Annotated in this window: 26 protein-coding genes and 1 tRNA gene; 7 read left to right on the top strand and 20 right to left on the bottom strand. The window is 39.1% G+C overall.

Annotated elements, in window-relative coordinates:
- Positions 1 to 162 precede the first annotated feature (162 nt).
- The 6 genes from ACKWBX_RS01740 to ACKWBX_RS01765 form a co-directional block, all read right to left on the bottom strand.
- Positions 163 to 3,426 (bottom strand): S41 family peptidase, encoded by a 3,264-nt coding sequence (locus ACKWBX_RS01740; protein WP_413966918.1) that lies wholly within the window; start codon positions 3,424 to 3,426, stop codon positions 163 to 165.
- Between the two features lie 297 nt (positions 3,427 to 3,723).
- Positions 3,724 to 4,329, bottom strand: coding sequence for an SIMPL domain-containing protein (locus ACKWBX_RS01745; protein WP_413966919.1), 606 nt, complete (start codon positions 4,327 to 4,329; stop codon positions 3,724 to 3,726).
- Positions 4,330 to 4,348: 19 nt separating this feature from the next.
- Positions 4,349 to 4,774, bottom strand: a complete 426-nt coding sequence (locus ACKWBX_RS01750) for a hypothetical protein (protein WP_413966920.1) — start codon at positions 4,772 to 4,774, stop codon at positions 4,349 to 4,351.
- A gap of 192 nt (positions 4,775 to 4,966) precedes the next feature.
- Positions 4,967 to 5,614, bottom strand: coding sequence for a response regulator (locus tag ACKWBX_RS01755; RefSeq protein WP_413966921.1), 648 nt, complete (start codon positions 5,612 to 5,614; stop codon positions 4,967 to 4,969).
- Complete coding sequence (locus ACKWBX_RS01760) at positions 5,601 to 7,571, bottom strand: tetratricopeptide repeat-containing sensor histidine kinase (protein ID WP_413966922.1); 1,971 nt, start codon at positions 7,569 to 7,571, stop codon at positions 5,601 to 5,603. Before ACKWBX_RS01760 ends, ACKWBX_RS01755 begins: the two co-directional genes overlap by 14 nt.
- 180 nt (positions 7,572 to 7,751) lie before the next feature.
- Positions 7,752 to 8,996, bottom strand: coding sequence for an MFS transporter (locus ACKWBX_RS01765; protein WP_413966923.1), 1,245 nt, complete (start codon positions 8,994 to 8,996; stop codon positions 7,752 to 7,754).
- A gap of 216 nt (positions 8,997 to 9,212) precedes the next feature.
- On the opposite strand from ACKWBX_RS01765, the gene ACKWBX_RS01770 reads away from it, so the two are divergent.
- From ACKWBX_RS01770 to ACKWBX_RS01785, 4 genes are read left to right on the top strand one after another with little or no spacing between them, the layout of a single operon-like run.
- Entirely contained in the window at positions 9,213 to 9,788 is a 576-nt protein-coding gene (locus tag ACKWBX_RS01770) for a RidA family protein (protein ID WP_413966924.1), read from the top strand.
- 34 nt (positions 9,789 to 9,822) lie between these two features.
- Entirely contained in the window at positions 9,823 to 10,827 is a 1,005-nt protein-coding gene (locus ACKWBX_RS01775; RefSeq protein WP_413966925.1) for a TRAP transporter substrate-binding protein, read from the top strand.
- Entirely contained in the window at positions 10,799 to 11,263 is a 465-nt protein-coding gene (locus ACKWBX_RS01780) for a TRAP transporter small permease (protein WP_413966926.1), read from the top strand. The genes ACKWBX_RS01775 and ACKWBX_RS01780 overlap by 29 nt, the downstream gene beginning before the upstream one ends.
- Positions 11,260 to 12,534 carry a TRAP transporter large permease gene (locus ACKWBX_RS01785; protein ID WP_413966927.1) on the top strand — a complete coding sequence of 425 codons (1,275 nt, stop codon included), beginning with the start codon at positions 11,260 to 11,262 and terminating at the stop codon, positions 12,532 to 12,534. Before ACKWBX_RS01780 ends, ACKWBX_RS01785 begins: the two co-directional genes overlap by 4 nt.
- A gap of 43 nt (positions 12,535 to 12,577) precedes the next feature.
- On the opposite strand, the gene ACKWBX_RS01790 is transcribed toward ACKWBX_RS01785, so the two are convergent.
- The 5 genes from ACKWBX_RS01790 to ACKWBX_RS01810 form a co-directional block, all read right to left on the bottom strand.
- Positions 12,578 to 12,649: transfer RNA gene (locus ACKWBX_RS01790), tRNA-Arg, on the bottom strand.
- 19 nt (positions 12,650 to 12,668) lie between these two features.
- Positions 12,669 to 13,004, bottom strand: coding sequence for a GIY-YIG nuclease family protein (locus tag ACKWBX_RS01795; RefSeq protein WP_413966928.1), 336 nt, complete (start codon positions 13,002 to 13,004; stop codon positions 12,669 to 12,671).
- 86 nt (positions 13,005 to 13,090) lie between these two features.
- Positions 13,091 to 13,810 (bottom strand): hypothetical protein, encoded by a 720-nt coding sequence (locus ACKWBX_RS01800; RefSeq protein WP_413966929.1) that lies wholly within the window; start codon positions 13,808 to 13,810, stop codon positions 13,091 to 13,093.
- A gap of 134 nt (positions 13,811 to 13,944) precedes the next feature.
- A complete protein-coding gene (locus ACKWBX_RS01805) occupies positions 13,945 to 14,520 on the bottom strand; it encodes a hypothetical protein (protein WP_413966930.1) in 576 nt (191 codons plus the stop codon).
- Positions 14,521 to 14,638: 118 nt separating this feature from the next.
- A complete protein-coding gene (locus ACKWBX_RS01810) occupies positions 14,639 to 15,577 on the bottom strand; it encodes an NAD-dependent epimerase/dehydratase family protein (RefSeq protein ID WP_413966931.1) in 939 nt (312 codons plus the stop codon).
- A gap of 64 nt (positions 15,578 to 15,641) precedes the next feature.
- On the opposite strand from ACKWBX_RS01810, the gene ACKWBX_RS01815 reads away from it, so the two are divergent.
- Together ACKWBX_RS01815 and ACKWBX_RS01820 are read left to right on the top strand one after the other, a co-directional pair.
- Positions 15,642 to 16,139, top strand: a complete 498-nt coding sequence (locus ACKWBX_RS01815) for a hypothetical protein (RefSeq protein ID WP_413966932.1) — start codon at positions 15,642 to 15,644, stop codon at positions 16,137 to 16,139.
- A complete protein-coding gene (locus tag ACKWBX_RS01820) occupies positions 16,102 to 16,620 on the top strand; it encodes a nuclear transport factor 2 family protein (protein ID WP_413966933.1) in 519 nt (172 codons plus the stop codon). Before ACKWBX_RS01815 ends, ACKWBX_RS01820 begins: the two co-directional genes overlap by 38 nt.
- Here the strand turns inward: ACKWBX_RS01820 and ACKWBX_RS01825 are convergent, their stop codons facing one another.
- The 6 genes from ACKWBX_RS01825 to ACKWBX_RS01850 form a co-directional block, all read right to left on the bottom strand.
- Positions 16,621 to 16,944 (bottom strand): ArsR/SmtB family transcription factor, encoded by a 324-nt coding sequence (locus ACKWBX_RS01825; RefSeq protein ID WP_413966934.1) that lies wholly within the window; start codon positions 16,942 to 16,944, stop codon positions 16,621 to 16,623.
- Positions 16,934 to 17,365: an SRPBCC family protein gene (locus tag ACKWBX_RS01830; protein ID WP_413966935.1), complete on the bottom strand. Its 432-nt coding sequence runs from the start codon at positions 17,363 to 17,365 to the stop codon at positions 16,934 to 16,936. The genes ACKWBX_RS01825 and ACKWBX_RS01830 overlap by 11 nt, the downstream gene beginning before the upstream one ends.
- Before the next feature lie 159 nt (positions 17,366 to 17,524).
- A complete protein-coding gene (locus tag ACKWBX_RS01835; RefSeq protein ID WP_413966936.1) occupies positions 17,525 to 18,223 on the bottom strand; it encodes a tetratricopeptide repeat protein in 699 nt (232 codons plus the stop codon).
- A gap of 130 nt (positions 18,224 to 18,353) precedes the next feature.
- Positions 18,354 to 18,728 (bottom strand): hypothetical protein, encoded by a 375-nt coding sequence (locus ACKWBX_RS01840; protein WP_413966937.1) that lies wholly within the window; start codon positions 18,726 to 18,728, stop codon positions 18,354 to 18,356.
- Between the two features lie 119 nt (positions 18,729 to 18,847).
- On the bottom strand, positions 18,848 to 19,660 hold the full coding sequence (locus ACKWBX_RS01845) for an SDR family oxidoreductase (RefSeq protein WP_413966938.1): 813 nt from the start codon (positions 19,658 to 19,660) through the stop codon (positions 18,848 to 18,850).
- Entirely contained in the window at positions 19,653 to 21,938 is a 2,286-nt protein-coding gene (locus ACKWBX_RS01850; protein WP_413966939.1) for a M20/M25/M40 family metallo-hydrolase, read from the bottom strand. The genes ACKWBX_RS01845 and ACKWBX_RS01850 overlap by 8 nt, the downstream gene beginning before the upstream one ends.
- 119 nt (positions 21,939 to 22,057) lie before the next feature.
- Between ACKWBX_RS01850 and ACKWBX_RS01855 the strand changes: the two genes are divergently transcribed.
- Positions 22,058 to 22,522, top strand: a complete 465-nt coding sequence (locus ACKWBX_RS01855) for a CBS domain-containing protein (RefSeq protein ID WP_413966940.1) — start codon at positions 22,058 to 22,060, stop codon at positions 22,520 to 22,522.
- 72 nt (positions 22,523 to 22,594) lie between these two features.
- Here ACKWBX_RS01855 and ACKWBX_RS01860 read toward each other — a convergent pair whose 3' ends face one another.
- The 3 genes from ACKWBX_RS01860 to ACKWBX_RS01870 all read right to left on the bottom strand — a co-directional run bounded on the left by ACKWBX_RS01860 (position 22,595) and on the right by ACKWBX_RS01870 (position 24,097).
- Positions 22,595 to 22,945, bottom strand: coding sequence for a hypothetical protein (locus ACKWBX_RS01860; protein ID WP_413966941.1), 351 nt, complete (start codon positions 22,943 to 22,945; stop codon positions 22,595 to 22,597).
- Complete coding sequence (locus ACKWBX_RS01865; RefSeq protein ID WP_413966942.1) at positions 22,946 to 23,437, bottom strand: DUF6265 family protein; 492 nt, start codon at positions 23,435 to 23,437, stop codon at positions 22,946 to 22,948.
- A 90-nt stretch (positions 23,438 to 23,527) separates the two neighbouring features.
- Positions 23,528 to 24,097, bottom strand: coding sequence for a pentapeptide repeat-containing protein (locus tag ACKWBX_RS01870; RefSeq protein ID WP_413966943.1), 570 nt, complete (start codon positions 24,095 to 24,097; stop codon positions 23,528 to 23,530).
- Between the last annotated feature and the right edge of the window lies 1 nt (position 24,098).

A 24,098-nucleotide genomic window follows, 5' to 3' on the forward strand; every position in this document is an offset into this window, starting at 1 on the left:
TTCTACAGAAATAATAAGACTGTCCAAAATTTTGTTTTCAACGTACCATCTCATCGAGCGGAGTCAATATCTTATTGGATAGTATCGCAATAAGTTTCTCGACTCCGCCCCAATCAACAGTAAGTAAATTTTTGGACGGCCTTTTATAGAAGACGTGTTTCGCTATGATTTTATTTTATCAGGATACGCGGGGCGCACCATTTTCTTTGGTGGGTTTTCCTCTAATTGCTTCTTGATGATTTCAATGGCTTTTTCTAGTTGTGGATCTTGCCCCTTTATTACTTGTTCTGGTAATTGCTCCACTTCTACGTCCGGTGCTACGCCCTCATTTTCGACCCTGAATCCGTTTTCCGTATAAAATGCCACATTAGGTGCCGTAACCATACCACCATCAATAAATTCAGGATACCCCAATACGCCTACCAAACCGCCCCAAGTACGTTTTCCAACAATGGTTCCCATATTAAATTTTCGGAACATCCATGGAAGGTAATCCCCTCCAGAACCTGCCGTTTCATCAACTATCATCACTTTAGGCCCTTGGATAGATGCGCTTGGTGATTTTAAATCTTGACCGTACCTAAAATTCCAGTACGCTTGTTCCGGGCGTTTTAAAATATCGATATAATAATCCGCCAAAGAACCTCCACCATTAAAACGTTCATCAATGATGATAGCTTTTTTATTCGCTTGGGGATAGAAGTAGCGTTTAAAATATTCAAAACCGGCGACAGTGGTATTAGGCACATACACATACGCTACATCTCCGTTGGTAGCCTCATGGACTTTCTTCATGTTCCCTTCTACCCAATCCCTGTTTCTAATGGCCCACTCGGTAGCCAAGGGAGTCACGGCAAATGTTTTGGCATTCTCACCATCCGCAGTCTTGCTCACTTTTAAGTTTACCAAAGTATTGGCGGTATTTTCAAAGAAGCGGTAGAGATTATCCGTTCCGTAAACTTCCTTTCCATTTACGGCAATAATATAGTCGCCCTCGGCAATGTCTACACCTGGTTCCGTCAATGGAGATTTTAAATCTGGGGTCCAGTTTAAACCGCCATATATTTTTTGTATTTGATAACGATTGTTATCAACAATATAATCCGCTCCTAGGAGTCCACCGGGAATATCTTTTGGCTCGTTCAACGCATCTCCATCACTTCCAAACCGATGATGTCCCACGGCCAGCTCGCTGAACATCCACTGCATGACCCTATAAAGGTCATTTTTGGAGGCCGCATGAGCTATCAGGGGAGTGTACTTTTCTTTCATCGCGTTCCAATCTACACCATGCATTCCGGGATCATAGAAATAATCCCTGTTTACGCGCCATGCTTCGTTAAAAATATTGTTCCATTCCTCCCTTGGGTTGATCTTGACAGTGATACCTTCCAGGTTTATGGGACTGTCCTCTGATTTCTTTCCCAAATCCGAAACATACCATGAGCTGCCACTGTTGTAGAACATCTTTTTACCACCGTCCGCTATCTCATAATAGTTCAATGGAAAAAGTTCTTCCGCTTCCCTTTTCTCAAATGAAAATTTATATAGGTCAGACGTTCTGGAATGAAAAGAGGAGGAGAGATAATACAATTCTCCTTCGTTTACAGATTTTAAATTGTCATATACACCAGGTTCAATGGGTAAGGCCAACATTCTATTTTGGATGCCGTTCCAGTCTATTTTCAATTTTTTAGTGGGAGCAGGAGTTTTCTTTTTATTATTTTTCTTTGGCTCCTCTTCTTCCTTTTCTTCTTCACCTTTCTCCTCATCATTTTCTTTTTTTAAGGGCGAAACCACATCTTTTTGTAGGGTGATGACATAGATGGAATTAGTGAGCTCCTTGTCAATGTTCGATTGATCAAACCAATTGACCAATGGTCCTGCATCCGTGGATGCCAAGAGGTAGATGTACTTTCCGCTAGGGTCAAAGACGGGACTCGTTACATGGGAAAGACCATCTGTAAGGGCGTAGGATTTATTTTCGATCAATGAATATAAAAACGCTTTTTCAAAATTGGTGTCCGTTACTTGTGTGTAGGCCACCCAATTGGAATCAAAGGACCAGTCGCTGAACAGATCCCTTATATCCCCGGGAACAAAAAGTTCGTCTTGGGCAATTTTGGTCGTTTTCTTAGTGGAAACGTCCGTTACGTACAAATTTCGGCCGTTGTCCACGTAGCTTACTTTTTTACTATCTGGTGACCAATGGATGTTGGCGTAGAAACCGGAGCCATCCAGTTTTATTTTGGATACGTTTCCATCTCCTACGGGAGCTATATGCAAACCATATTCTCCAGAAGCATCGGAAAAATATGCAATGGATTTACCATCTGGAGACCATGCCGGAAATTTTTCGTGTATCCCGGTAGTTTGGGTTATGTTTTTAACGTCTCCTTTTTTGGCCGGTACGGTTACGATATCTCCCCTAAAATCCAGCACAACCCTTGCGCCCGATGGAGAAATATGCCCGGAACGTACATATTCTTGGCCCGAAACATAACGTTCACGCAATTCAAGAAGATCTGTGCTAATACTTAAAGTAAGTTTGTTGTCTGTTCCGGATGAGACATCGTACAAATGCAGCGTCCCCGCATGTTCGTATATGACGCTATTCATATGCACTTTTGGATTTATGACAGGAAAATCCTTATAATCGGTATGTTTCTTTATTTCTTTTGAAACAGTATTATAGCTGAACAGATTAAATTCGCCTTCACGGTCACTTCTAAAAAAAACACGTTCGCCGACCCATTGCGGTTGGGTATCATTACTGCCACCTTCCGGTTTAGGAATTTCCACTACTTTATGGTTCGCAGTATTGTAAACCCAAATTCGTGAAACCCTACCACCTCTGTAATGTTTCCATTGGTTGAAAGCATCAAAAATAGGAGTATAGGCAATATATTGACCATCATCCGAATAGGAAGCCCAAAAAGCGTTGGGAATTTCCAATTGTGTGGTAGCTCCACCATCAATAGAAACCGTGTACAATTGTAAATACCGATTGGTATGGGAATTACGTTGCGAAGCAAATAGTACGTTTTTCCCATCCGGAGTAAAGTCACGGACAAGATCGTTATAAGGATGCCATGTTAACCTTTTGGGAATGCCGCCAGTAGCGGGGATGATAAAAACATCGGAATTACCATCATACTCCGCATTAAAGGCGATCATACTACCATCCGGTGAAAAAATAGGACTCGATTCTATGCCCTCGTCAATCGTGAGTCGTTTTGGATTGGAACCGTCCCTGTTGGCAATCCAGAGGTCTTCCGCATATACAAAAGCGATGTGCGAATCGCTCAGCGCCGGTTGATGCATGAGTTTGGTCTCCGATTGTGCATATAACACACTGCCCGTAATAGAGGATAATAGTAGAGTGAAAAAAATGGATAGGCCTTTTTTTGTAGAATGATGTTTCATTTTGAAAGATGTTATTTTGTGGCCTTTAAGATAGGCGTTTAGAATCAAATAATCACAACGAAAATAGCGGCATTAAGTGCCGCTATTTTACATAGGATTCATATTCATCAAAATAATTTCCTTGCTACTCTATCCGCTCGTTCGGATTTCGAGTTCTTGATACTACCTCTACACAGGAAAGTCAGAACAGCCTTTTTACAATTTTGGGAGATGTAAATAAAAATGTATCGAATTTTTTCTTTAAAACCCGGCCCATCCAATAAAATGGACAGACCGGGAATAAACAAAACCAACCAACTATTTTAGTTCGTAAGCCACGCTTACGGTCAAAAATTCTTCGTAGTCATTATAATAATTGTTCCAAATATGTTCGCTTGGAATATCCTGAACAATACTTACAATTTCACCCACTGATTTACCTGCTACTTTGCAAACTTTTGCGGCATTTGCCTTTGCATCGGTCAAGGCATCCGTAAGGAGAGCCTCTATTTTATCTTGTGATAAAGTAGCCCTAGATTGATAGGAAAGTTGAACTCCGTTCATTTTTGTGCTCAAAAGCGTTTTTACAATTTCTTTATCAGAGGTTTCATAGATTAAAATAGTTCCCTCTTTTTGATAGCCCAAGGAGAAAAATTCCATTTTTTTCTCTTTGAATTTGGAAACATCCACACCTTGTTCTTTTAAGGCGTCAAAATATTTGGCCTTCAATTCTGCTAAATCCTTACACTTATAATCCGCGTAATAAATTTGGTCCATGCTTAAAGTAGCTTTCACCTTGTAATTGGTGATAACTCTTTCCACTAAAGCTTTTCCTGAAACCGAAACCGTTTTTTGATTGTTGTTCATTTGCGCTTTTACTCCTGCAAAGGCCATAAAAGCCAAAATCATGATTATTTTTTTCATATCTAATTTATTAAGAGGTTTATACTACGCTGAACATAAAAGAAGCAACGATCATCCACACGCCAACGACAATACCAAGAACTCCTAGTTTTCCCTGTTTTGGGGCAATTTTTTCACGCAATTGCGCCGCTTTTTCTTGGGCCTCTACATTTTTCCCTAAAAACAGACTGTTCATAAGACCAAAGCCTAGCATAAATCCTAAAGTGGCCTGAACAACGCTTCCAGCCATTAACGTAATCCACCAAATAGGAGCTGCTGTCAACCAACCTAAATTGATAATGGCACTGATAATTCCCCAAACGCCTCCAATACAGAAAATAAGACCTATCCATCCTTGATAGGGTTCAATCTTTTCCAATAATTCTTTTGCGTTTGGTTTTTTGGACAGTACCAAAGAAGGCACTGCGATGATACTGAGTAGTACTAAAAAAATTCCGTAGATCATAATTCAAAAGTTTTAATGATTATTATTTGTTTCTACAAAGATGCCTTGTATTTGAGCCGTGTGCAGCCCCTTTTTCCGTAGAAATGCATCCCTGAAAACAGGGTGTCATAAAAAAAAGTAATATGAATTACGCGAACAACCGAGTTGTTGTTCGTATCCAAAATAAGGATGAATTTTACATAAATGTTGAAACTACTGTTCTAAAAGCCCCAATTTAAGGGCATATTTGGTAAGTCCCGCCAAGTTGCGAACCTCCAATTTGGAAATTAGATTTTTGCGATAGCTTTCTATGGTGTGCTTGCTTAGGAAAAGTTTGTCCGCTATTTCCTGTGTTGTGAATTCCTGTGCGATCAACTTCAAGACTTCTTTCTCTCTTTTTGAAAGTGAATCCGCAACCGATTGTTCGTTGGAGAACATTCCTTTAAGATATACATCCTTTATGGATTGCGAAAAATACTTATCGCCCTTTAGAATGGTTTCAATGGCTAGGAGCAATTCTTCCTTTTCGGCATTTTTAGGGATATAACCATCAACGTTGTCCTTGGTCAAGGTCTGAACCGTTCTTGAATCGTGAAGCATACTCACCACCAATGTCTTTATTTTAGGATGCTTGGTCTTAATATGTTTGTTGAGCTCTATACCATTTAAATCGGGCATATTTACATCGGTGACTACCAGATCTACGCCTTCATCAGGGTTAATGTCCAAATACTTGGCTACATTTTTACCGCTATCCGCGGTCAAGGTAATTTCATAGTCTTCCCTATGCGAGAGAATACTGAGCAGGCCATCCAAGAACATTTTATGGTCGTCTGCAATAATGAGTTTATACTTTTTCATATTTTTCTTTTAAGGGTATTTCAATGGTAATAGCTGTTCCACGGCCAATAGTACTATCTATGATAGTTTCCCCGCCTAACTGTTCCACTCTATTTTTTATGTTCGATAGTCCTATGCCAACTTCTGTCCGGTCCATTTCAAAACCTACCCCATCATCCTCGAAGAGTAATTGGAGTATCGTTTCATAAATGGTCAAGTGCAATTCTATATTTTTTGCGTCAGCATGTTTTAAAGAGTTGGTAAAGAGCTCTTGTATAATCTGATATATTTCTACTTTTACGCTCTCCTTCAACCCGTTTATTTTTTCTTCGGGATGCGATAAAAAGGTAATAGAGAGGTCTGAGTGCCGCTTTATATTTTGAAGATATTCCCTGATCAACAAGGTGAATGCACTTTCATTGAATTTTTTTGGAATAAGATCATGGGAAATACTTCTCACAAGCTCGTAGGTATCGTCTACTTGATGTATAATATCCTGTTGCGAAGCATCGGTATTTACCATATTGGACATTCGTAGTTTTATCCCTGCCAAATTACCGCCAATGCTATCGTGAAGCTGTTGTGCTATTCTAGCTCTTTCCTCCTGTTGTGCATCAAGGGCGGCACGTGCCAGTTTTAGTTCCTGTTCACTCAAAAGGGATGCGATTTTTTGATTGTTCAGTTCTTCTTGCTGTGTATTGAGCTGGCTTTGTGTCTGTAGTTTTTGATAATACACATAAAGTAGTGCCAGTATAGGGACCAAGAGTGCCAAAAAGCCATATAGAAATGCTTTTTTAATTGTTTTTTGTCGCTCTATTTCATTCTGTTTTGCCTGTTGGGTTTCCTTTAGTTCATAGATTTCCTTCTCTTTCTGTAAAGTTTCGTATTTAAATTCCAATTCCTTGATGACCTTGGTATTTTGTTGTTCGGAAATTTCAGAAGAAATCTGCAAATATTGTGTCATTAAATTATAGGCGTTTTTATAATCGCCTTTGGCTACGTAGGTGAGACGCAAGCCATTGATTATTTTTTTCTGTAGTTCCAAACGGTTCCAGTTCATGGCATTGGCATACGCCATGGACAAGGACATTTCGGCAGCTTCATATTCCCCCAATTCCCTATAAATGGTCCCGTAGGCAGAAACCGCCTCTGTATAGGTATCATAATAATTGTTTTCCAGACTACGGTTCATGACCTCCTCAAAAATGTTCAGGGCGGTATTATTATCTTTCTTGCGCCATGCGATAATGCCCTCATAGAACTCAATTTTGAGCAATGTTTTTTTATTAATACCGTCAGATGTAACCGCTTTTGCTTTTTTAAAAAAAGAGGTCGCTTTGGCTTCATCTTCTTGCCTTAGTGCCAAAACTCCTAAACAATAATTGGCCTGTACTTTGAGTTCATTGTCTCTTTCGGTTTGGGCCGATGTCATGAATAAGGCCCTGGCTTTTTCATGGTCTCCTTTTTGTAGATAGACTTTTCCCAAGCCCAATTCCAGCCACTTACGTTCTGCATTGTCCGTTATTGTGCTGCCTATGTTAATACCGTCTATGTAGGCTTTAAGCGCTTCTTCGTAATACCCGTATCCATATTTGCCATCACCTAAAAGTCTCTTGGACCAAATTAGATATTGATCGTAGTTCTTTAGTTTTTCTTTGGCCGGTAAAATAATAGCCTCAATTTGTTTGGAATAGAATACGGTAGAATCGGCATATCCAAATTCGTTGTGCATCTTGCCTATTTCATATAATAAATGTAGCTTCTTGACAATATTGGTTTCTTTCTTGAGCTTACTGTAAACTGAATCCGGGATAGTTCTTGGAGTATATCCAAAGGCTGTAAACCTAATTTCATCTTGGGCATTTAGACCGTTTGAAACAAAAGAAAGTATAGAGAAAAAAACAAAAGCTAGGGGCAAGCCATAACAGTTGTTTCTTGTTATATAGGAACCGAATCTTTCTTTTGCGTTTATTTTCAAGCAGTAGTATTTGAATTCTTTTATGGATATCAAAAAAAGCCCATCAGATCTAATTTTCAAAAATACATTTTTAATAAAGTCAAAATCACCCTGTTTACAGGGAGTTTATCAAAAAAAGCATATCAAAAAAGCCATCCGTTGGTTGAGGATGGCTTTTAATTTTTTTTAAGATGCTACTTTTTAAGCAGTGGCCAATTCGGCACTTTTTTTATTTTTTAACCAAAAATAAAGAATGGTAAAAAGGACTATCAGGATTCCTGGGAATAAGGTCATTGTTTCCAAAGTAGCCTGCCCGGAAACTAACTCCAATTCATCACCTGTTAATCCCTGCGCGCTGGCGGCTGCTCGGTCAGCATCGATCCAACCCCCTATAATAGGCTGAAAAATAAAATTAGCGAACATTCCTACGGCACCGATAATAGACATGCCCAAAGCACCACTTTTTGGAACTTTGGTAGCAACCAAACCAATCATATTGGGCCAGAAATAGGCGATACCCAAAGCGAATACAATTGCGGCCACATAGGCCATGGCACCGGTTTGCGTACTAAATAAATAAATACCTATGGTCGCTAAAATTGCCGAACCTAAAAGAACACCGGTTTGGTCAAATTTCTTTACCATATCGCCACCAAAATATCTTGCTACTGCCATAAGACCTGCAGTAAGCGCTAAAATTAGGTAAGGTTGCGCACCACTTTTCGCCAGGATAAGGCTTACCCATTGGTTGGGGCCAAATTCTGAAATGGCGGTTAAAGACATACAAACTGCAATAAAAAGGAATAGGGGCGTAAACATAGATTTGACGTTTCCACTTAGGGTGGCAGCCTCTTGTACTTTTGCTTTTGGCCAAGACTGACCTAAGAACAAATAGGCATAAATCACTGTAGGAATCAATAATAACCACATCTGGTTACGCCCAATTATTTCTAAATTATCCGTCATGAAACCAGAGAGTAAACTACCTATGGCGATTCCACCTGGAAACCACATGTGAAAACGGTTCAGCATTTTACTCATCTTATTGCCCTCGTAAGCATCCGCTATCATTGGATTACAGGCCGCCTCGGTACACCCATTACCAAGTCCAATAAGTAAATTGGCAATAATTAAGCTTATAAAATTACCCGAAAAAATGAGTAATAAAATACCAATTGCGTGGGCAAAAACGGCAAATTGCATTATCACTTTCCCGCCTACTTTGTGATAGATAAGCCCTCCAATGACCATTGATAAAGGAAAACCTAAAAACCACATTGATGTTGCCACCCCTGCTTGACTGGCAGACAAGCTTAGCTCGGTTTTCAGTTGATCTAAAATACCAGCCGCGATAGCAAATGAAAAGGCAGTCGTAATCAATGCGAAACAACTACCATAAAATAACCTATTAGCATTTACATTTGGATTTGCCGTGGAACTTTCCATAGATATAACTTTTAATTGATTTTGGTTTAGATTGAATGCTAAGCTAACAAAAATGAAATAATTCTACTTCATTTTTAATGAAATCCTAGCGATGTTCGTCTTTATATACTGAATTGTTATATTTTGGAGCACTATTGAAGATATAGTAGTTTTTTAAAACATGAACTTACTGGATATTCTTTAAATTCATGCTGAATTAATTAAAAAGTGTTGATAATGAAAAGAACCGTATTGTTTCTTTGCCTATTGTTATTCCTCTCCTGTGGAGAAATACATCATACGACTACCAACGAGATTGAAAAAACGATAACTGATCCGATTCCAGAAGGATACGACCCAGAAGCAAAACTAGAGGAATTGGGAATTGAACTCAGGAACCAAGGAACTCCCGTAGCAAATTATGTACATGCCGTGAGGACCGGGAATCTTATTTTTTTGGCCGGGAAAGGCCCAAAACAGGCCAATGGTGAGAATATAACCGGAAAACTTGGCGCAGATTTGGATATTGAAAAAGGGTATGCCGCAGCAAGGGAAGCAGGAATAAATCAGTTATCTGTCCTAAAGGAAGTATTGGGAAACCTGAATAAAGTAAAGCGAGTCGTCAAAGTAAAGGGAATGGTGAACGCTGTAACGGATTTTAAGGATCATTCTAAAGTCATTAATGGCTATTCGGATTTAATGGTCGCTGTTTTTGGTGAAAATGGCAAACATGCCAGAGCTGCCGTGGGTATGGGTTCTTTGCCGGGCAATATGGCGGTAGAGGTAGAAATGGTAGTTGAAGTCCAAGATTAACGACATGACTGGCCAAGGACAATTAGTAAAGTACATGGCGAAGTCATTGCTATTTCTTCAGTTGTTCCTGCTTTTGGCCAATTGCAAATCAAAAGAAGCTGACCCGGAGTTTCTCTTTCGTACATCGATTATCGTAAAGGAAGACCATACCTGGTATAAGGCTTTTGATTATTTCAAGCAAATTCTTGAGAAACGTTCCAATGGGCGAATTAAGGTCTTACTCTATCCATCGGAACAATTGGCAAAGGAGATTGAAGCGATTCGTTTGATTCAGGCCGAAGTTATCGATATTACGACTACCGGTTCCACTTTGACGAACTGGTTTGAAGTCGCCACCTTTTGCGAATTACCTTATTTAATGAAGGATTCCATCGATATGAATCTCTATATCAATGGCCGTGTTGGTAAATTGATGGAAACGGAGATGATCGAGAAAGCCGGAGTAAGGGCCTTATGTCATTTTGAACGTGGTCCCAGACATTTGACTTCAAATAGGCCCATTAGGCACCCAGATGATTTGAATGGACTGATTTTACGTGTACCCAATGTCCCTTCCTTCGTAACAACATGGAGTGCGTTGGGCGCAAAACCCACACCAATGGCCTTTTCCGAAGTTTTTACTTCTTTGCAGCAAGGCACTATAGAAGGTCAGGAAAATCCTTTTGCCATGATCAATAATGGCGGGTTTGCTGAAGTACAGAAATATGTAAATCTTACCGGTCATGTAATCAGTTGGGTCTATGCCGTAATCGGGGAGAAGCAGTTTCAGAAATTACCTTCAGACCTTCAAGAACTTGTTGTTCAAGCCGGCAAGGAAATGCAGAAATACGAGCATGACCTTTTCTTGGAAAACGAAAAAAACATACAGCAAGTATTGATAGACAAAGGCATGGAGTTGATAGAGGTAGATACGGAAGCTTTTGCCAAGAAGTGCGAGCGGGCCATCTTTGAAAGCCTGTCTCCTGCGATGCAGGAAATTTATAACGAATTGAAACGAGAACAGGAAACATATGCGAAAAGCAATAGGGAAAATTCTTAAGATCGGTACCCTTGTAAGTACTTGGGGCTTGATTGCCATGGTTTTGCTTCAGATTATATGCCGATTTTCTTGGTTCGAAACACCTTCTTGGACGGAGGAAGCATCACGTATACTTTTCATTTATGCCATTTCCTTTGCCTCTGGACTCGCCCTTAAATCATCAAACTATTATGTAGCCCTTGATGCTTTTTACGATAGGTTCGGTCCAAAATTCAAGATGTTTTTGGACAAGTCTATTCCAATAACCATATTTTTATTATTTGCAGTTTTCGCTTTCTATTCTATCCGGTTCATCAGCTTGGGCATCATAGAAAAATCACCTAGCATGGGTTTCAACATGGGCGTATCGTTTTGTAGTATGTTTATCATTGGTGCAACACTTTGTTACTATGCTTGGCATAAAATTGTAAAGGCTTTTAAAAGGAAGGACTCATGATCTGGATTCTGGTTATTGTATTCGTAGTTGCTCTTATATTGCGGTATCCCATAGCTTTTGCCTTAGGATTGGCTTGCTTGGTCTATTTGATAGGGGCCGGTATTCCTTTAATATTGATGCCCATGAAAATGTATTCGGGCATTGATGTTTTTGTGTTATTAAGTATTCCGGGCTTTATAATTGCCGGTAATTTGATGAACCAAGGAGGGTTGACCGAGAAAATCATCTCATTTTGCAATCATTTAATGGGACATATCAGAGGTGGACTTTCCCTAGTGAATATTGGCGCATCCATGTTGTTCGCAGGAATTTCGGGAACGGCAATTTCGGACACGGCCAGTATGGGTTCGGTGATGATTCCCGCCATGAAAAAGGAAGGTTACGATGCAGATTTTTCTTGTGCGATAACAGCGGCTTCTTCTACGGTAGGACCAATTATTCCACCTAGTGTACCCATGATCATAGCAGCAACTTTAAGCGGACTTTCCGTAGGAAAGTTGTTCTTGGCAGGGGCAATTCCAGGATTGCTTTTGGGTGTTGGGCTGATGTTAGTCGCTTATTTCATCGCTAGAAAAAAGAATTACCCCAAACATCCAAAAAGTTCTTTTGGACAAGTGGCAAAGGGTTTTGTGGATACCTTTTGGTCGTTGCTAATGACCTTCATTATCCTTTTTGGAATCATAGGAGGTATTTTCACTCCGACCGAAGCTTCCATTGTGGCGGTTCTGTATGCACTTGTAGTAGGGAAGTTCGTTTATAAAAAACTAAATTTCAAAAATGTTCAGGTAGTCATTCTAGACTCCATGAAAACCTCTGCTTCGTTAATGGTTCTGGTAGGTTTTGCCAATCTGTTCGGTTATATCTTGATTACCGAACATATACCGCAAACCATTTCAAGCGAAATACTAGGGTTCAGTTCTAACAAGTATGTGGTTTTGCTTTTGATCAATCTGTTATTGATTGCGGTCGGGACTTTCATGGAAACTATTGCGGCACTTTTGATTCTTTTCCCAATTCTTTTAAAAGTAGCTTTGGCCGTTGATGTAGACCCCATTCATTTTGCCGTAATTGCCGTTTTGAATTTGATTATTGGGTTGACCACCCCACCTGTTGGTGTTTGCCTGTTTGTTGCCTCGAGCATAGGTAAGGTTTCCATTGAAAAAGTTAGCAAAGCAGGCTTCCCGTTTTTATTGGTGAGTTTGATAGTATTGATCTTGGTTACTTTGATTCCTGAAATTTCATTGTGGTTGCCAAGTCTGTTTATGGACTAAATTTGTTATTTGCAGTAAAACCGATTTCAATAAAAATCGAATGTAGCCCCGGCAAGAATCGAACTTGCATCTAAAGTTTAGGAAACTTCTATTCTATCCATTGAACTACGGGGCCAATAATTTGGTGGTCAAAATTAGGAATACTTTTTAATTAACTTTAAACTTATTTCGGGATATTTATTTAAATCGAATATGTATTTTCTGCTTTTCATTCGTTTAATATGATTTTCTATCATACGAGCGGTCCTCATATTCTCAACTCGCAATATAAAAAGTAACGCCAAGGAATTTTCATTCTTAATAACACCTTGGTTTAATGAACGGTCATTATGGAAAACCAACCTAGCCTCAAGATTGCCGGTCATGCCAACATAAAAGCTTCCGTCTTCCAAGGATTGGATTATATAAACAAAATGCACGTTAAATTTAAAATTAGGAAACTTCCCCCGATAGCTATCGGGGCTATCCATTGAACTACGGAGCCATAAAGTCAAGAGGGGAAAAATAGAATTTTTTGTGAATAAATTGTAGGATGATCAATAATTGTGCTGAAGGATTATTCGTTGCCAATTCGTTTTGCCCATATCTCGTACATAGGTTTGCCTTTACTGTTATTTCCAGTATGATGCCAGTCATCTCCTTCAATTTTATAATTGAATTTTAAACTGGCGCCAACACGAGCGTTATCCCTAGAAAAATATTCAATATTTTCAGTGTAGATGCCATTCTCGGAAGAGAATGAACCGCCACCCGTTCCTTTGAAATCTAGAGATTCTGAATCATAGGCAATCCATTGAAAATGAACATCTTGAAGAACTTTTAAAGTTTTTCTGGTATTACGCTCCCCTCTACGTTCTTGCCCGTTATCCGGGCCTCTAGTTGCAAAAAGCCAATGACCGTCCAAATCTTGATTTTTGGTTCGTAGTTTTTTGAAATCCAATGTATCGAACCAATGAAGTTGTAGATTCTCGTCCTCTACGTTAAACATTAAATCCAGTTTTCTAATGGAGTCATTGGTATAGTTTGAATTAAATTCTAACAGTACGAAAAGTTTGTCCTTATATGTTTCTGTAAAACCACCAAGAGTTCGGATAAATTTCGGCGGACTTACTTCATATTCGGAATAAATGAAATAATCATCACTGATTTTTACCTCTTGGCGCACGTTTTCATTATCGGAAATATAGACTCCTGAAGGGATTTGGGCCTGTAAAAGGAGAGCTGAACAAGCAAAAAGAAGTATTGGAAATAAAAATTGAATTTTTTTTGGTGCCATGCCTCTATTATTTTTCATTCAAAAATAATAGTAAGGTATTAATTATCAATGTTTTTCGTGCATAATAAAATTAAAAAGCCCCTACAATAATAGAATTGTAGGGGCTTAGTTTTCAACAAAACGAACCCAAAATATTATCGCTCACCGTGGATTGCCAAATCGTCCGTATGGGTGCAACTGGCATGGGCAATAGCAGCGGCGTATGCAGCATCTTCCGCAGAATTTTTAGCCATTTTACTGGCAGTTTGGTATTTGCGCATATAGTATTGTATATCTCCTAAAGTTCTTGCGGTATTGGCTTTTTTTGCATTGTTATATGCTTCATCCAAAAAATCACGGGCATCAATGGTATTGCTTTCCGCATCAATGGTATAGCTTATTACATCGTCCAAAGCACATGATTCGGAATAATATTGTGAATCTCCAACTCGGGTTACCGCCTCATCTGCAGACGAAAGTGCCTTCCCTATCAATATTTCAATTCTTTTTGCATTGGAACGTACAATTTTTAACTGTGCTCCAAAAGCGGCCGTCTCAGCTTTCGTACGTAAGGAATCAACAATTTGGGTCACTTGGTTCATATGGGTTTCCACGTTGCTTATCTCGCTCTTGAATATTTCGCATTGTGATTGTGCCTGTATTCCGATAGGAACAAGAAAAAGAAGCCAAGCGGACTTTAATATCAATTTTGTTTTTTGTGTAGGTTTCATTCGGGGTTTATTTTTATAACAGTCTAATAACCCCAGGACCTTCCTTTAAATTTCAATCAATAGATAAAGTGTCATTAAAAACGATGAATGCATTTTCACCGTTCTATTTATACTGTAGTTATTTTAAATTCCCCAACATTTCTTTTGTAGTGGCTTCCAAATCAAATTCCGCTTGCCAGCCCCAATCCTTCTTCGCTTGGGAGTCGTCAATGCTGTTAGGCCAAGAATCAGCGATTGCTTGTCTAAAATCAGGCTCATAGGCAATCTCAAAATCCGGAATGTGGTTTTGGATGCTCTCGGCCATAGCAGAAGGCGTAAAACTCATAGCCGCCAAATTATAGGAAGAACGGACTTTAATATTTTCTGAATCTGCATCCATAATCTGCAACGTTGCTCGTATGGCATCGTCCATATACATCATTGGAAGTGCGGTATCGGCTTTCAAAAAACAGGAGTAGGAACCCTCTTCCAATGCTTTATGGTAAATGTCCACGGCATAATCCGTAGTACCACCGCCCGGCATTGTTTTCCAACTGATGAGCCCTGGATAACGAATACTGCGCACATCTACATCGAATTTTTTGAAATAGTACTCGCACCAACGTTCCCCGGATTGTTTGCTGATACCATATACCGTACTAGGTTCCATAATAGTGTTTTGTTTTGTGTTTTGTTTTGGGGTGTTGGGTCCAAAAACTGCGATACTGGAAGGCCAGAAAACTTTATCCACTTTTTTCTCCTTGGCCAGGTTGAGCACGTTAAAAAGAGAGTTCATATTCAAGTTCCATGCGCGCATGGGAAATTTCTCTGCCGTTGCACTGAGCATGGCGGCCATGAGATACACGTCGTTTATCTCGTAATAGGCGATAACCTCTTCCAAGGCATCATAATCGGTAGCATCTAAAATCTCAAAAGGTCCTGATTCCATGAGGTTGTCACTGCCCTCCCTAATATCGCTTGCAATAACGTGGTCATTGCCATATTTGGCACGTAAGGCCAATGTAAGTTCCGTTCCAATTTGGCCGCAGGCACCAATAATAAGAATGTATTTTCCCATTAAAAATGAAGTTAAATTAGTCCTGGATAAAGATAGCCTTTCTTAAAATTTGTACATTCGTCCCATGCAAAAACTCACCTTTTTTCTGCTATTTGTTTCTGTATTTATTGGTTGTAAAGATAAGACTTCAGCAGAAGCTAAACTTCAAGACACCGGTGAAGTTATGGAGCTTTCTAAATTGCCAAAACTTGTTTCCGTAAATTCGGAGGCTAGGGCAATTTTATCCGATTGGCCGGAATACAAGGCTTTTGAGCTTAGTTTTAAAGGTATTTATGACGCTGAGTTTCGCGAAGACCTTGTACTCGTCATAGAAGATTTAGTTGAGAAACAGAAGACGTGGGAAGCATCCGATTATCCAGCGAAGTTTGATGTTCCACAAGTGAAAGGAAGGCAAAAAGTACTCAAAACATTTATCCTAAAAACAAAAGGGAACTTGGAATACAGGCAAGACCCAAGGGCTTCATTAAAAGAAGCCATTACGGCTTTTAACGCCTTACTGGAACAATTTAATATTACGCTAAACTATGTTTTACCTGAAGAATTACTTTCCGATAAAAATTAAATATGTATTAGTTCTCTTTTTAAGTGCGAATGTTTTCTCGCAAACTCCAAAAGATGACACCAATAAGGTATTGGATGCTTGGCATTTGGCCGCGGCCGAGGCAAATTTTGATGCTTATTTTGACTTGATGACAGAAGACGGGGTTTTTATAGGTACCGATGCTACGGAGAATTGGCAACGTTCCGAATTCGAAGAATTTTCCAAGCCTTATTTCGATAAAGGCAAAGCATGGGATTTCACCGCCGTAGAACGAAATATTTATCTGAGCCAAACAACTGATGATATAGCTTGGTTCGATGAACTTTTGGATACCCAAATGGAATTATGTAGAGGTTCAGGAGTTCTTAAAAAAGTAAACGGCGCATGGAAAATTGCGCACTATGTGCTTTCCATTGCCGTACCTAATGAGAATGTAGCTGAACTTGTAGCACTTAAAAAAGAGAAAGATAGCGTGCTATTGGACAAGTTTAAAAGGCAATGATCAAGATTGCCCGTCTAGATAAGAGCCCAATCTGCCAAGGGAGTCGTCCCAGAACTTTTCATAGAAAGCCAACCAACGGTTCACTTCTTTTAAAGGTTCAACATTAGCATTGCAAAAACGTTCCCTTCCTTTTTTACTGATTTGGACCAATCCTGCTTCATGGAGCGTCCTAATATGTTTTGTTACCCCTTGCCGGGTCATGTCAAATTGATTTGATATCTCGGTGATGGGCATCGCAACCGCTGCGACTACCAGTACGTGAAAAATTTCACGTCTGGTAGGGTCGGCAATGGCTTTTAAAATTGTGGTAACCTTATCCTGCATTTACTTCTTCCGTTAAATGTTTCGTTAACAAAGAAACACAATTATCCCATCCTGCATTAAAATGACCGAACATCGTTGTGACAATGTCTTCGTTCCCGTAATTAGATATTCCAGAATGCTCCAAAATTAGTTTCGTTTTTCCGGAGATTTCTTCCAAATGCCATTTCACGGTAGTTTCTACGTCGGTATTTTCAACTATCCAAGTATAGATAAGGGTATAGGGAGTAGCCTTTTTCACGACCCCGGTAATTTCGGTACAGTCCTTTTCCGGGCCAGCGGTGAAGGTATAAGCATAACCTTCCACGGGTTTAAAATCGGCATTGATAAACCATTTGGAGATTTCTTCCCCAGTGGAAATGGCCTTCCAAATTTTATCAATGGAATGGTCAAACAACTGTTCTTTGATAATTACATCTTTCATGACTTTTTTCGATTTTTAGTATTTAATAAGCAACTTTACGGTTGCTAATATAAGAAATAAAATCTGTTATGCAACTAAAAAGTTGCATTTTTGTTTTGACAAATATATTCCAAAAAAAAGCAGCCGTAAAGCTGCTTTTAAAGTGATACTTGATAACGATTATTGTTTGGTTTCAGCCGGAGCAGCTTTTCTGGATACTAGGGCCTGCTTGCTTAAGCTCGCGAGATTGAAATTTGGTTCTATTTTTAAAGCTTCGTCAATTATGGCAACGGCCGCATCAATATTTTCCTTGTCCTTATTGAATTGGATTAAAGCTTTCAAATGTAGAAAAGCAGCTTTCAAGGGGACTTCATAGGGTTGTTGCCTTTCATAGAAAGCATATTTCATATCGTCCTTGGTATTGGCCAAGCCATATTCTACATGCGTCATTGCACCATCATTATCACCCGTCTGAATTTTTAAATCCGCCAGTTCATAAGCTAAATAGGCATTGGGTTGTCTTGTATTTAAAATTTCAAATTGCTCCAGAGCACGTTTGGGCTGGTTCAGGGCTTTTAGGGAAATGGCTTTTACCTGTACGGCCAAATCGGAATCGGTATCCAACTTTTCAATTCCAATAGTATTTAATGCCTGTAAATGTTGGTTGTCGTTCGCATAGATATAGGCCAAGGTATCTCTACGTTCTTTTGAGGGGGCTAATACGTTTAAGTGGGTGAGGGCGTTGATAACGCCATCTATATCTCCTTGCAGACGCATTTGGTCATAAAAATCCTCGTAGTGCTTTTGTAGTTCGGTTTTGGTCTGCGCTACCCCGAAAAAACCAATGGATAAGACTAGCGCAATTAGTAATTTTTTCATCATTTATTTTTTAGGTGCGCTAAACTATTAAAATATTAGATAAGATGCTGTTAAGGAAAGCTTTAAATGTTGCAAAAAGAAAAAGGCATTCACATGAATGCCTCTATAATATTAAATTTATTTTTTTGGTCTAAGCCAAGCTATATGACTTCTCTTTGGTGTTAAAGGTATTCAAGAGTTTAGCATAAAAACCTAGACTTTTATGGTCTTTATCAACACATGATTTCAAAAACCTTCTCAGGTTGTCAAACAATAAATTCGTATGTAAAGTGGGCAAGTAAGTATTTACTTTCCCAGCTTTATAGGCTTTATCGTCCAGAACAATATTCATTTCGATTCTATGTCTGTGATAATCTATGGATACATCAACGGCATTATAGTATTTTTTGAGTAGTGCAATGTGCAAATGCTCAAACTTTTTAAATAGTCTAGGACTGCTACAACTTAACGTAATCAACTTTTCCAAGTCCGATAAAACCTTGTTTCCTAAATTCGATTTTTTCATGACATTTCTTTTTAGAGTTACTCAAAGTTATGCATTTCATCGATAACTAATTAAAAATCAGTAATTTATTAACGATATTTACGCTGTTATGTTGTGAAATTAGAAGAAAACGTGGTGAATTAACTAACTATAGAGGTCTGAAAAGTGTAAGAATTAAGAAGAAAATACTTACAAGTAGTTACTTTTTTATATTTTTTATTGTCAATTTTCTGATATTCAGGTGCTTTTATAGTTCTCTTTTTTGCTTCTAAAGTGTAATATTCCTGTTTTTTGGGATGATGAGGATATACGGCATTGAACGTTTCACCCCATTGGTCCTTTTTAAGGATTGCCGAAATAATACGGATACAATCATCCAAATGAATAAGGTTTACCGGGGCATTGCCACCACTCAGATTTTCTCTTCCCGATAGCATGGTCACCGGATGCCTGTCCGGCCCAATAAGACCACCAAAACGGATGATGGTGATGTTTGACGTTAAACTTTTTTTGAATAGAAGTTCGCTTTGTAGAAGTTGTTTTCCAGATTCCGTTTGGGGAACAGGTGTAGTCTCTTCCGTAACATCACCAGAAATATCGCCATACACTGAGGTGCTACTAACAAAAATGACTTTTTTAATGCTCGATTTTTTTACGGCTTCCGCTACCAACTTCATCTTTTCAACGAAACTTTCTTTAGAGCCTTTCCCCCTTAACCTTGGCGGCACGTTGATTATTAACAGTTGTTGGTTTTGAAGAAATCCGGAAATATCCCCTATGATTTTATGCTCGGTCAGTTGTATAAGATAGGGTGCTATACCTTCTTTTTGAAGTGTTTCCAGTTTGTTCTCAGAAGTAGTGGAACCTTTTATAGTATATCCCTCCTGTAACAGTCTTTTGGCCAAGGGGAATCCCAGCCAACCACAACCCATTATGGCGACCGATTTAATCAAAGGTTAGTTTTTGAATGGTCAAAATGGCATCGTTCAATACAAAAGGCATCGGGATGTTGTCAGCAGGTCTTTGCGGAATGCTAAAAAGATTATTTTCCAGTAAATCATTGGACGCTTCATAAATGGTGAGTTCCAAGTCGGCTTTTTCATCTATCTCCAACTCCAACTCGGTGTAGGCATTGTCGCTTACGTAATGGGTAATTAATTTTTTTCTGCCTCTTTGTGATAGATAATACTCGGAAAGGGCAACGCCGTTGACCGTAGCCTTTTTTATATCGATTTGATTATTGAAAATTTCCAATCTGTTGATATTACGTTTTGGGGTGATGCAGATTTCCAGCTGTCTATTACCATTAATTACCGTGTCTTTTGAAACTTCAATAAGTGGTTTGGCAATTTCCTTTAAAGGCGCTTCGGCAATGTAACTAAAACCAGAACCATACTTGCTGCTGATGGTTTTATTGGAAAGTGCTGCGGGATCCGTTTTATCATCACCAATATACTGTGCCGTCCAATCCGAAAGTTTCTGGTCATAGGTGGCCCAATTGGCAGTTTGCGAGTCCGTATCCAGAACATAAAGCAAACTGGTAGGTTTTGGCGATGTTTCGGTAAAATCGGAATTCATATGTGCGGCGACCATGAAACCAACGCACAAAAGAAAACTGAATATGGCCAGTCCTCTTTTATTTCTGAATCTTGTAAAAATAGGAAGCAAAAGGAAAAATATCAAAGTGGTAAAAAGGGTAGCGGTAACCATCATTTTAAGGCCTAGCCCTACCGGAAACATTTTAACAAATGGCGCGAGGATAAAAATAGCGGGAATTCCTAAAAAAACTAGGAGAAAAGCATTCGGATTTTTTTGATGGACCGAAATATAAAAGGCTACGAGCATGGCCAACACTGGAACGATAAAGAACGCCGCACCCGATAAATATTCATTGACCAGGGTACAAATGACCAGCCATATAAATATTGGAGCTACCAAGAGATTTGGTGTTTTTACCACTTTAAACTTATGATAGGCATAAAAACAGATACCCATTGCGAAAAAAGCAAAGGCAAAAATATAGGCATGACCGTTATAGGTGAAGCCGTGTAGCATATCTTTATATTCAGGGTATAGCCATTTTAATGAACGCCAAGCATAAAAGCCTACAATACCATTTATAAGAAGTGAAAATAGAAGGGGGACAAACCCCTTAAAAATATCTTTCCCGTTTAGAACCTTCTTCTTGAAACCTATTATCAGGGTAGCTAAAAAGAGAATGAAGGCAAGGAGCAACATGGGCCAAATCCATCCAAAAGGGTAGGAGACCATTTTGAAGAAAGGGACATTAAAATAAACATAATCGCTCAGACTTTTGAGTTGGCCTAAATCGGACTGGCTAAAATGTGATAACAAGGGCATGAGGTAACTCCCTTGATGTGCCAAGGTATTTCGGTCCAATCTATCATAGGTGTCCAAAGCGGTATGATAGTCATAATGGTCGTCTATGAAGGCAAAGTTGAAACCTTCAATGTCCGCGTCTTCCCTAAAAACGGTAAGGTCCGTATCGTTGGGGAGCATTTTGTACACGCTGTAGGCCAAAGAAGTGGCCACCGGATATTCTGGATTCGCTTTGATAAATTCCTTGATGAGGTTGGCATTGCCACGATTGGTTTCCATGAGCATAAAGCTTGGTCCTCCACTTCCCCGGGCCTCAAAATTAAGAATGAGGCCTACATCTTTTGCCCATTCATGTTCTTTTACGAATAACTGCGCTCCGTTAAGCCCCAATTCTTCGGCATCGGTAATGAGAACGATGATATCGTTTTTGGGCTGTTCGTTAGCGGCCAAAAAAGCGCGTAACCCTTCTAAAATAGTGGCTACGCCGCTACCGGCATCACTGGCACCGAACGAAGAATGTGGATTACTATCGTAGTGGCTCATGAGCATTAGAGCTTTTCCGTTGGTGGTACCCTTTACTTTGGCGAGAATGTTTGTGGCTTTGCATAAATTGGCCCAATCACCGGCAGTGTATCCTTCTTGAATGGTGGTTTCCAAGCCCAGTTTTTCCAGTTCATTGACAATATAGGTCCTTACTTGTTGATGCCCTTTAAAACCTACGGCATGGGGCTCCTTTGAAATTTCTTTAATATGGGTCAGCGCCCTATCCGTAGAAAAGGAGTTATCGCTAGAAGTTGCATCGGGGCTATACGTGGGCATTAACGCCTTAAAACTCCAATAAACGGCAAAAATGAGGAGGAGTAATGTAAGTACAGAGGTTGTTTTTTTCATTGGTTAAGGTTCTGCGCTAAAATTATAAAATATTGAGGGACTGACACCTTACAACGAGTTTTTTTAAGAATTCCATAATTTTTTTCTATCTTTAGTAATCAACCTAAAAATAATCTGCTATGGGAATCAAAAGCTTTCAGGGGGTACGGAAGGCCATAAAAAAAGAATTTAAAGCACCTATTTTGGTGGAGGATTACATGACCACCAAGTTAGTGAATTTTAGTCCGGACCAATCTATTCTAGAAGTAATGGAAGCTTTTGCCAAACATCACATTTCCGGGGGACCTGTTCTGGACAGCAACGGATTTTTGGTGGGTATCATCTCCGAAGCGGATTGCATGAAGCAAATTTCAGAAAGTCGCTATTTTAACCAACCGATTCTTGATAAAAGCGTGGAGCGTTTTATGACGAAAGAAGTAGAGACTATTCCACACGACATCTCTATTTTTGATGCGGCAGGTATTTTTGACAAACATAATAGAAGACGTCTTCCCGTGATGAAAAATGGCCTATTGGTAGGTCAAATTAGTAGAAAGGATATCGTTATCGCTGCCCTGAAATTAAGTGGGCACAACTGGAAATAAGAATCTTTCCCAAACCCCAATAAGTTAACTTTAGTTCTAATTCTCTGAATTAGACTTTCTCTTTAGAGTGGCTTACTCTCTTTTCACGATCATATAATAATCGTTATCCAGCGGTAGATAGCCTAAATCATACACAAAATAATAGGTGGTCCCCTTTTTTGTGGTGTAGAGGTTGGTTATAAAATCAAAATCGAAACCTTTGTCCAACAAGCGCGTTCTTGTCGTTTTTGTTTTTCCGTCATTGAGTTTGAAACTGTCCAGGATTCGATAATTTTTGCGCAAACGATTGTTGATGTTGCGCATTAGGTTTTTACTGTCTTTATTTACTTTGTTATTGTAGGCGTTGCGGCAATAGTCATTACAGAATTTTTTATCTATCCTGCCCATGATTTCCGTGCCGCATTCTAGGCATTTCTTTTTCATCTATTGCCTTTTGTAATTAAAGGTAACCTCATCTGCACTACCATCATTATTATGGATCAACCCATAGATATTTATTTCATTGGGGCTTACTTTTTCAAAAGTAAAACCGTCAAAATACATTCTGTTCTCCGAGGTTTTTATCAATTTAAAACGTTGTACTTCATCTTTTTCTTCCCAGCCTTTTAAGTCTTTCCCAAAGTGTTTCAGTTCAAAGGCCAATGTGCCTTCTATTTCTCGAATATGCCCTATTTCATAGAAATTGACTTCTCCTTCGGAAATCAATCTGAAAACGAACATCATTGTACCTGCAGCTGGCGGACTCCATATTTCTTCGGTGATACCTCCAAAAGCTTCGCCCTTCCAGTGTCCTGTCATCCATTCGATTTCCGAAATCGAAGCTTTAGGCGAAACGGTATCTTCCGAAAAGGACATGGTATTCTGGGCATTGATGGCCCCAATGGTAAGCAGTAGTACGAGTAAGGTGATTCTCATGGCGATTATTTTCAACAAGGTACAAATTATCCGACTACAAACGGATTTGTTTTTTCCATCATCAAACTTTAGTAGCTAGAAAGCAGGGGATTAATTGATGACAAGCTCATATTTATGAAGCAATCCCACAACATTTTCCTTTGAAAATTGAGCACCTTTCATTGCGTTCTGTTCCAAATCTATTTTAAAATTATAGGCAGTACAAAAATCAGCTTTATTAAGTTGGGTTCCTGAAAAAATGGCCCTGTTCAAGTCACAATTGGCAAATAAGGCTTCGGTCAGGTCGGTTTCCGTAAAGTCTACTTCAATAAGCTTACAATCTTTAAAATACTGTTTTTTAAGCGATAATCCATTGAAGGAGGCTAAATTGAGGGCACAATCCATAAAGCGAAAATCTATTAGGAAATCATTACAGGTTTCAAATTTTAGCCCCATCATTTTACAATGTTGAAATAGCACTTCCTTAAATTGTGAATGCACAATATTGGCATTGCTCAAATTACAATCCTGAAACGTACATTCCATAAAATTCTGATTGTCCAAATAACCATCGGAAAAATTACAGCCTTCAAAAACGCAGTTCTCATACTCAGCTTTGGGCAAACGGGTTTTTGTGAAATCTTGATTTTTAACTGTTTTATCGCAAATAAAATCTGGCATG

Source organism: Maribacter algae (genome assembly GCF_047345745.1).
Taxonomy (GTDB): Bacteria; Bacteroidota; Bacteroidia; order Flavobacteriales; family Flavobacteriaceae; genus Maribacter.

What these genes read in the sequence shown, in the direction of transcription:
- ACKWBX_RS01870 (WP_413966943.1), bottom strand. Translation starts at nt 24,097, where the DNA reads ATGCCAGATTTTATTTGCGATAAAACAGTTAAAAATCAAGATTTCACA.
- ACKWBX_RS01840 (WP_413966937.1), bottom strand. Translation starts at nt 18,728, where the DNA reads ATGAAAAAATCGAATTTAGGAAACAAGGTTTTATCGGACTTGGAAAAG.
- ACKWBX_RS01855 (WP_413966940.1), top strand. Translation starts at nt 22,058, where the DNA reads ATGGGAATCAAAAGCTTTCAGGGGGTACGGAAGGCCATAAAAAAAGAA.
- ACKWBX_RS01805 (WP_413966930.1), bottom strand. Translation starts at nt 14,520, where the DNA reads ATGAAACCTACACAAAAAACAAAATTGATATTAAAGTCCGCTTGGCTT.
- ACKWBX_RS01750 (WP_413966920.1), bottom strand. Translation starts at nt 4,774, where the DNA reads ATGATCTACGGAATTTTTTTAGTACTACTCAGTATCATCGCAGTGCCT.
- ACKWBX_RS01770 (WP_413966924.1), top strand. Translation starts at nt 9,213, where the DNA reads ATGAAAAGAACCGTATTGTTTCTTTGCCTATTGTTATTCCTCTCCTGT.
- ACKWBX_RS01825 (WP_413966934.1), bottom strand. Translation starts at nt 16,944, where the DNA reads ATGCAGGATAAGGTTACCACAATTTTAAAAGCCATTGCCGACCCTACC.
- ACKWBX_RS01740 (WP_413966918.1), bottom strand. Translation starts at nt 3,426, where the DNA reads ATGAAACATCATTCTACAAAAAAAGGCCTATCCATTTTTTTCACTCTA.
- ACKWBX_RS01815 (WP_413966932.1), top strand. Translation starts at nt 15,642, where the DNA reads ATGCAAAAACTCACCTTTTTTCTGCTATTTGTTTCTGTATTTATTGGT.
- ACKWBX_RS01755 (WP_413966921.1), bottom strand. Translation starts at nt 5,614, where the DNA reads ATGAAAAAGTATAAACTCATTATTGCAGACGACCATAAAATGTTCTTG.
- ACKWBX_RS01795 (WP_413966928.1), bottom strand. Translation starts at nt 13,004, where the DNA reads ATGGATAGCCCCGATAGCTATCGGGGGAAGTTTCCTAATTTTAAATTT.
- ACKWBX_RS01860 (WP_413966941.1), bottom strand. Translation starts at nt 22,945, where the DNA reads ATGAAAAAGAAATGCCTAGAATGCGGCACGGAAATCATGGGCAGGATA.
- ACKWBX_RS01765 (WP_413966923.1), bottom strand. Translation starts at nt 8,996, where the DNA reads ATGGAAAGTTCCACGGCAAATCCAAATGTAAATGCTAATAGGTTATTT.
- ACKWBX_RS01850 (WP_413966939.1), bottom strand. Translation starts at nt 21,938, where the DNA reads ATGAAAAAAACAACCTCTGTACTTACATTACTCCTCCTCATTTTTGCC.
- ACKWBX_RS01810 (WP_413966931.1), bottom strand. Translation starts at nt 15,577, where the DNA reads ATGGGAAAATACATTCTTATTATTGGTGCCTGCGGCCAAATTGGAACG.
- ACKWBX_RS01775 (WP_413966925.1), top strand. Translation starts at nt 9,823, where the DNA reads ATGGCGAAGTCATTGCTATTTCTTCAGTTGTTCCTGCTTTTGGCCAAT.
- ACKWBX_RS01780 (WP_413966926.1), top strand. Translation starts at nt 10,799, where the DNA reads ATGCGAAAAGCAATAGGGAAAATTCTTAAGATCGGTACCCTTGTAAGT.
- ACKWBX_RS01865 (WP_413966942.1), bottom strand. Translation starts at nt 23,437, where the DNA reads ATGAGAATCACCTTACTCGTACTACTGCTTACCATTGGGGCCATCAAT.
- ACKWBX_RS01835 (WP_413966936.1), bottom strand. Translation starts at nt 18,223, where the DNA reads ATGAAAAAATTACTAATTGCGCTAGTCTTATCCATTGGTTTTTTCGGG.
- ACKWBX_RS01745 (WP_413966919.1), bottom strand. Translation starts at nt 4,329, where the DNA reads ATGAAAAAAATAATCATGATTTTGGCTTTTATGGCCTTTGCAGGAGTA.
- ACKWBX_RS01830 (WP_413966935.1), bottom strand. Translation starts at nt 17,365, where the DNA reads ATGAAAGATGTAATTATCAAAGAACAGTTGTTTGACCATTCCATTGAT.
- ACKWBX_RS01800 (WP_413966929.1), bottom strand. Translation starts at nt 13,810, where the DNA reads ATGGCACCAAAAAAAATTCAATTTTTATTTCCAATACTTCTTTTTGCT.
- ACKWBX_RS01785 (WP_413966927.1), top strand. Translation starts at nt 11,260, where the DNA reads ATGATCTGGATTCTGGTTATTGTATTCGTAGTTGCTCTTATATTGCGG.
- ACKWBX_RS01820 (WP_413966933.1), top strand. Translation starts at nt 16,102, where the DNA reads ATGTTTTACCTGAAGAATTACTTTCCGATAAAAATTAAATATGTATTA.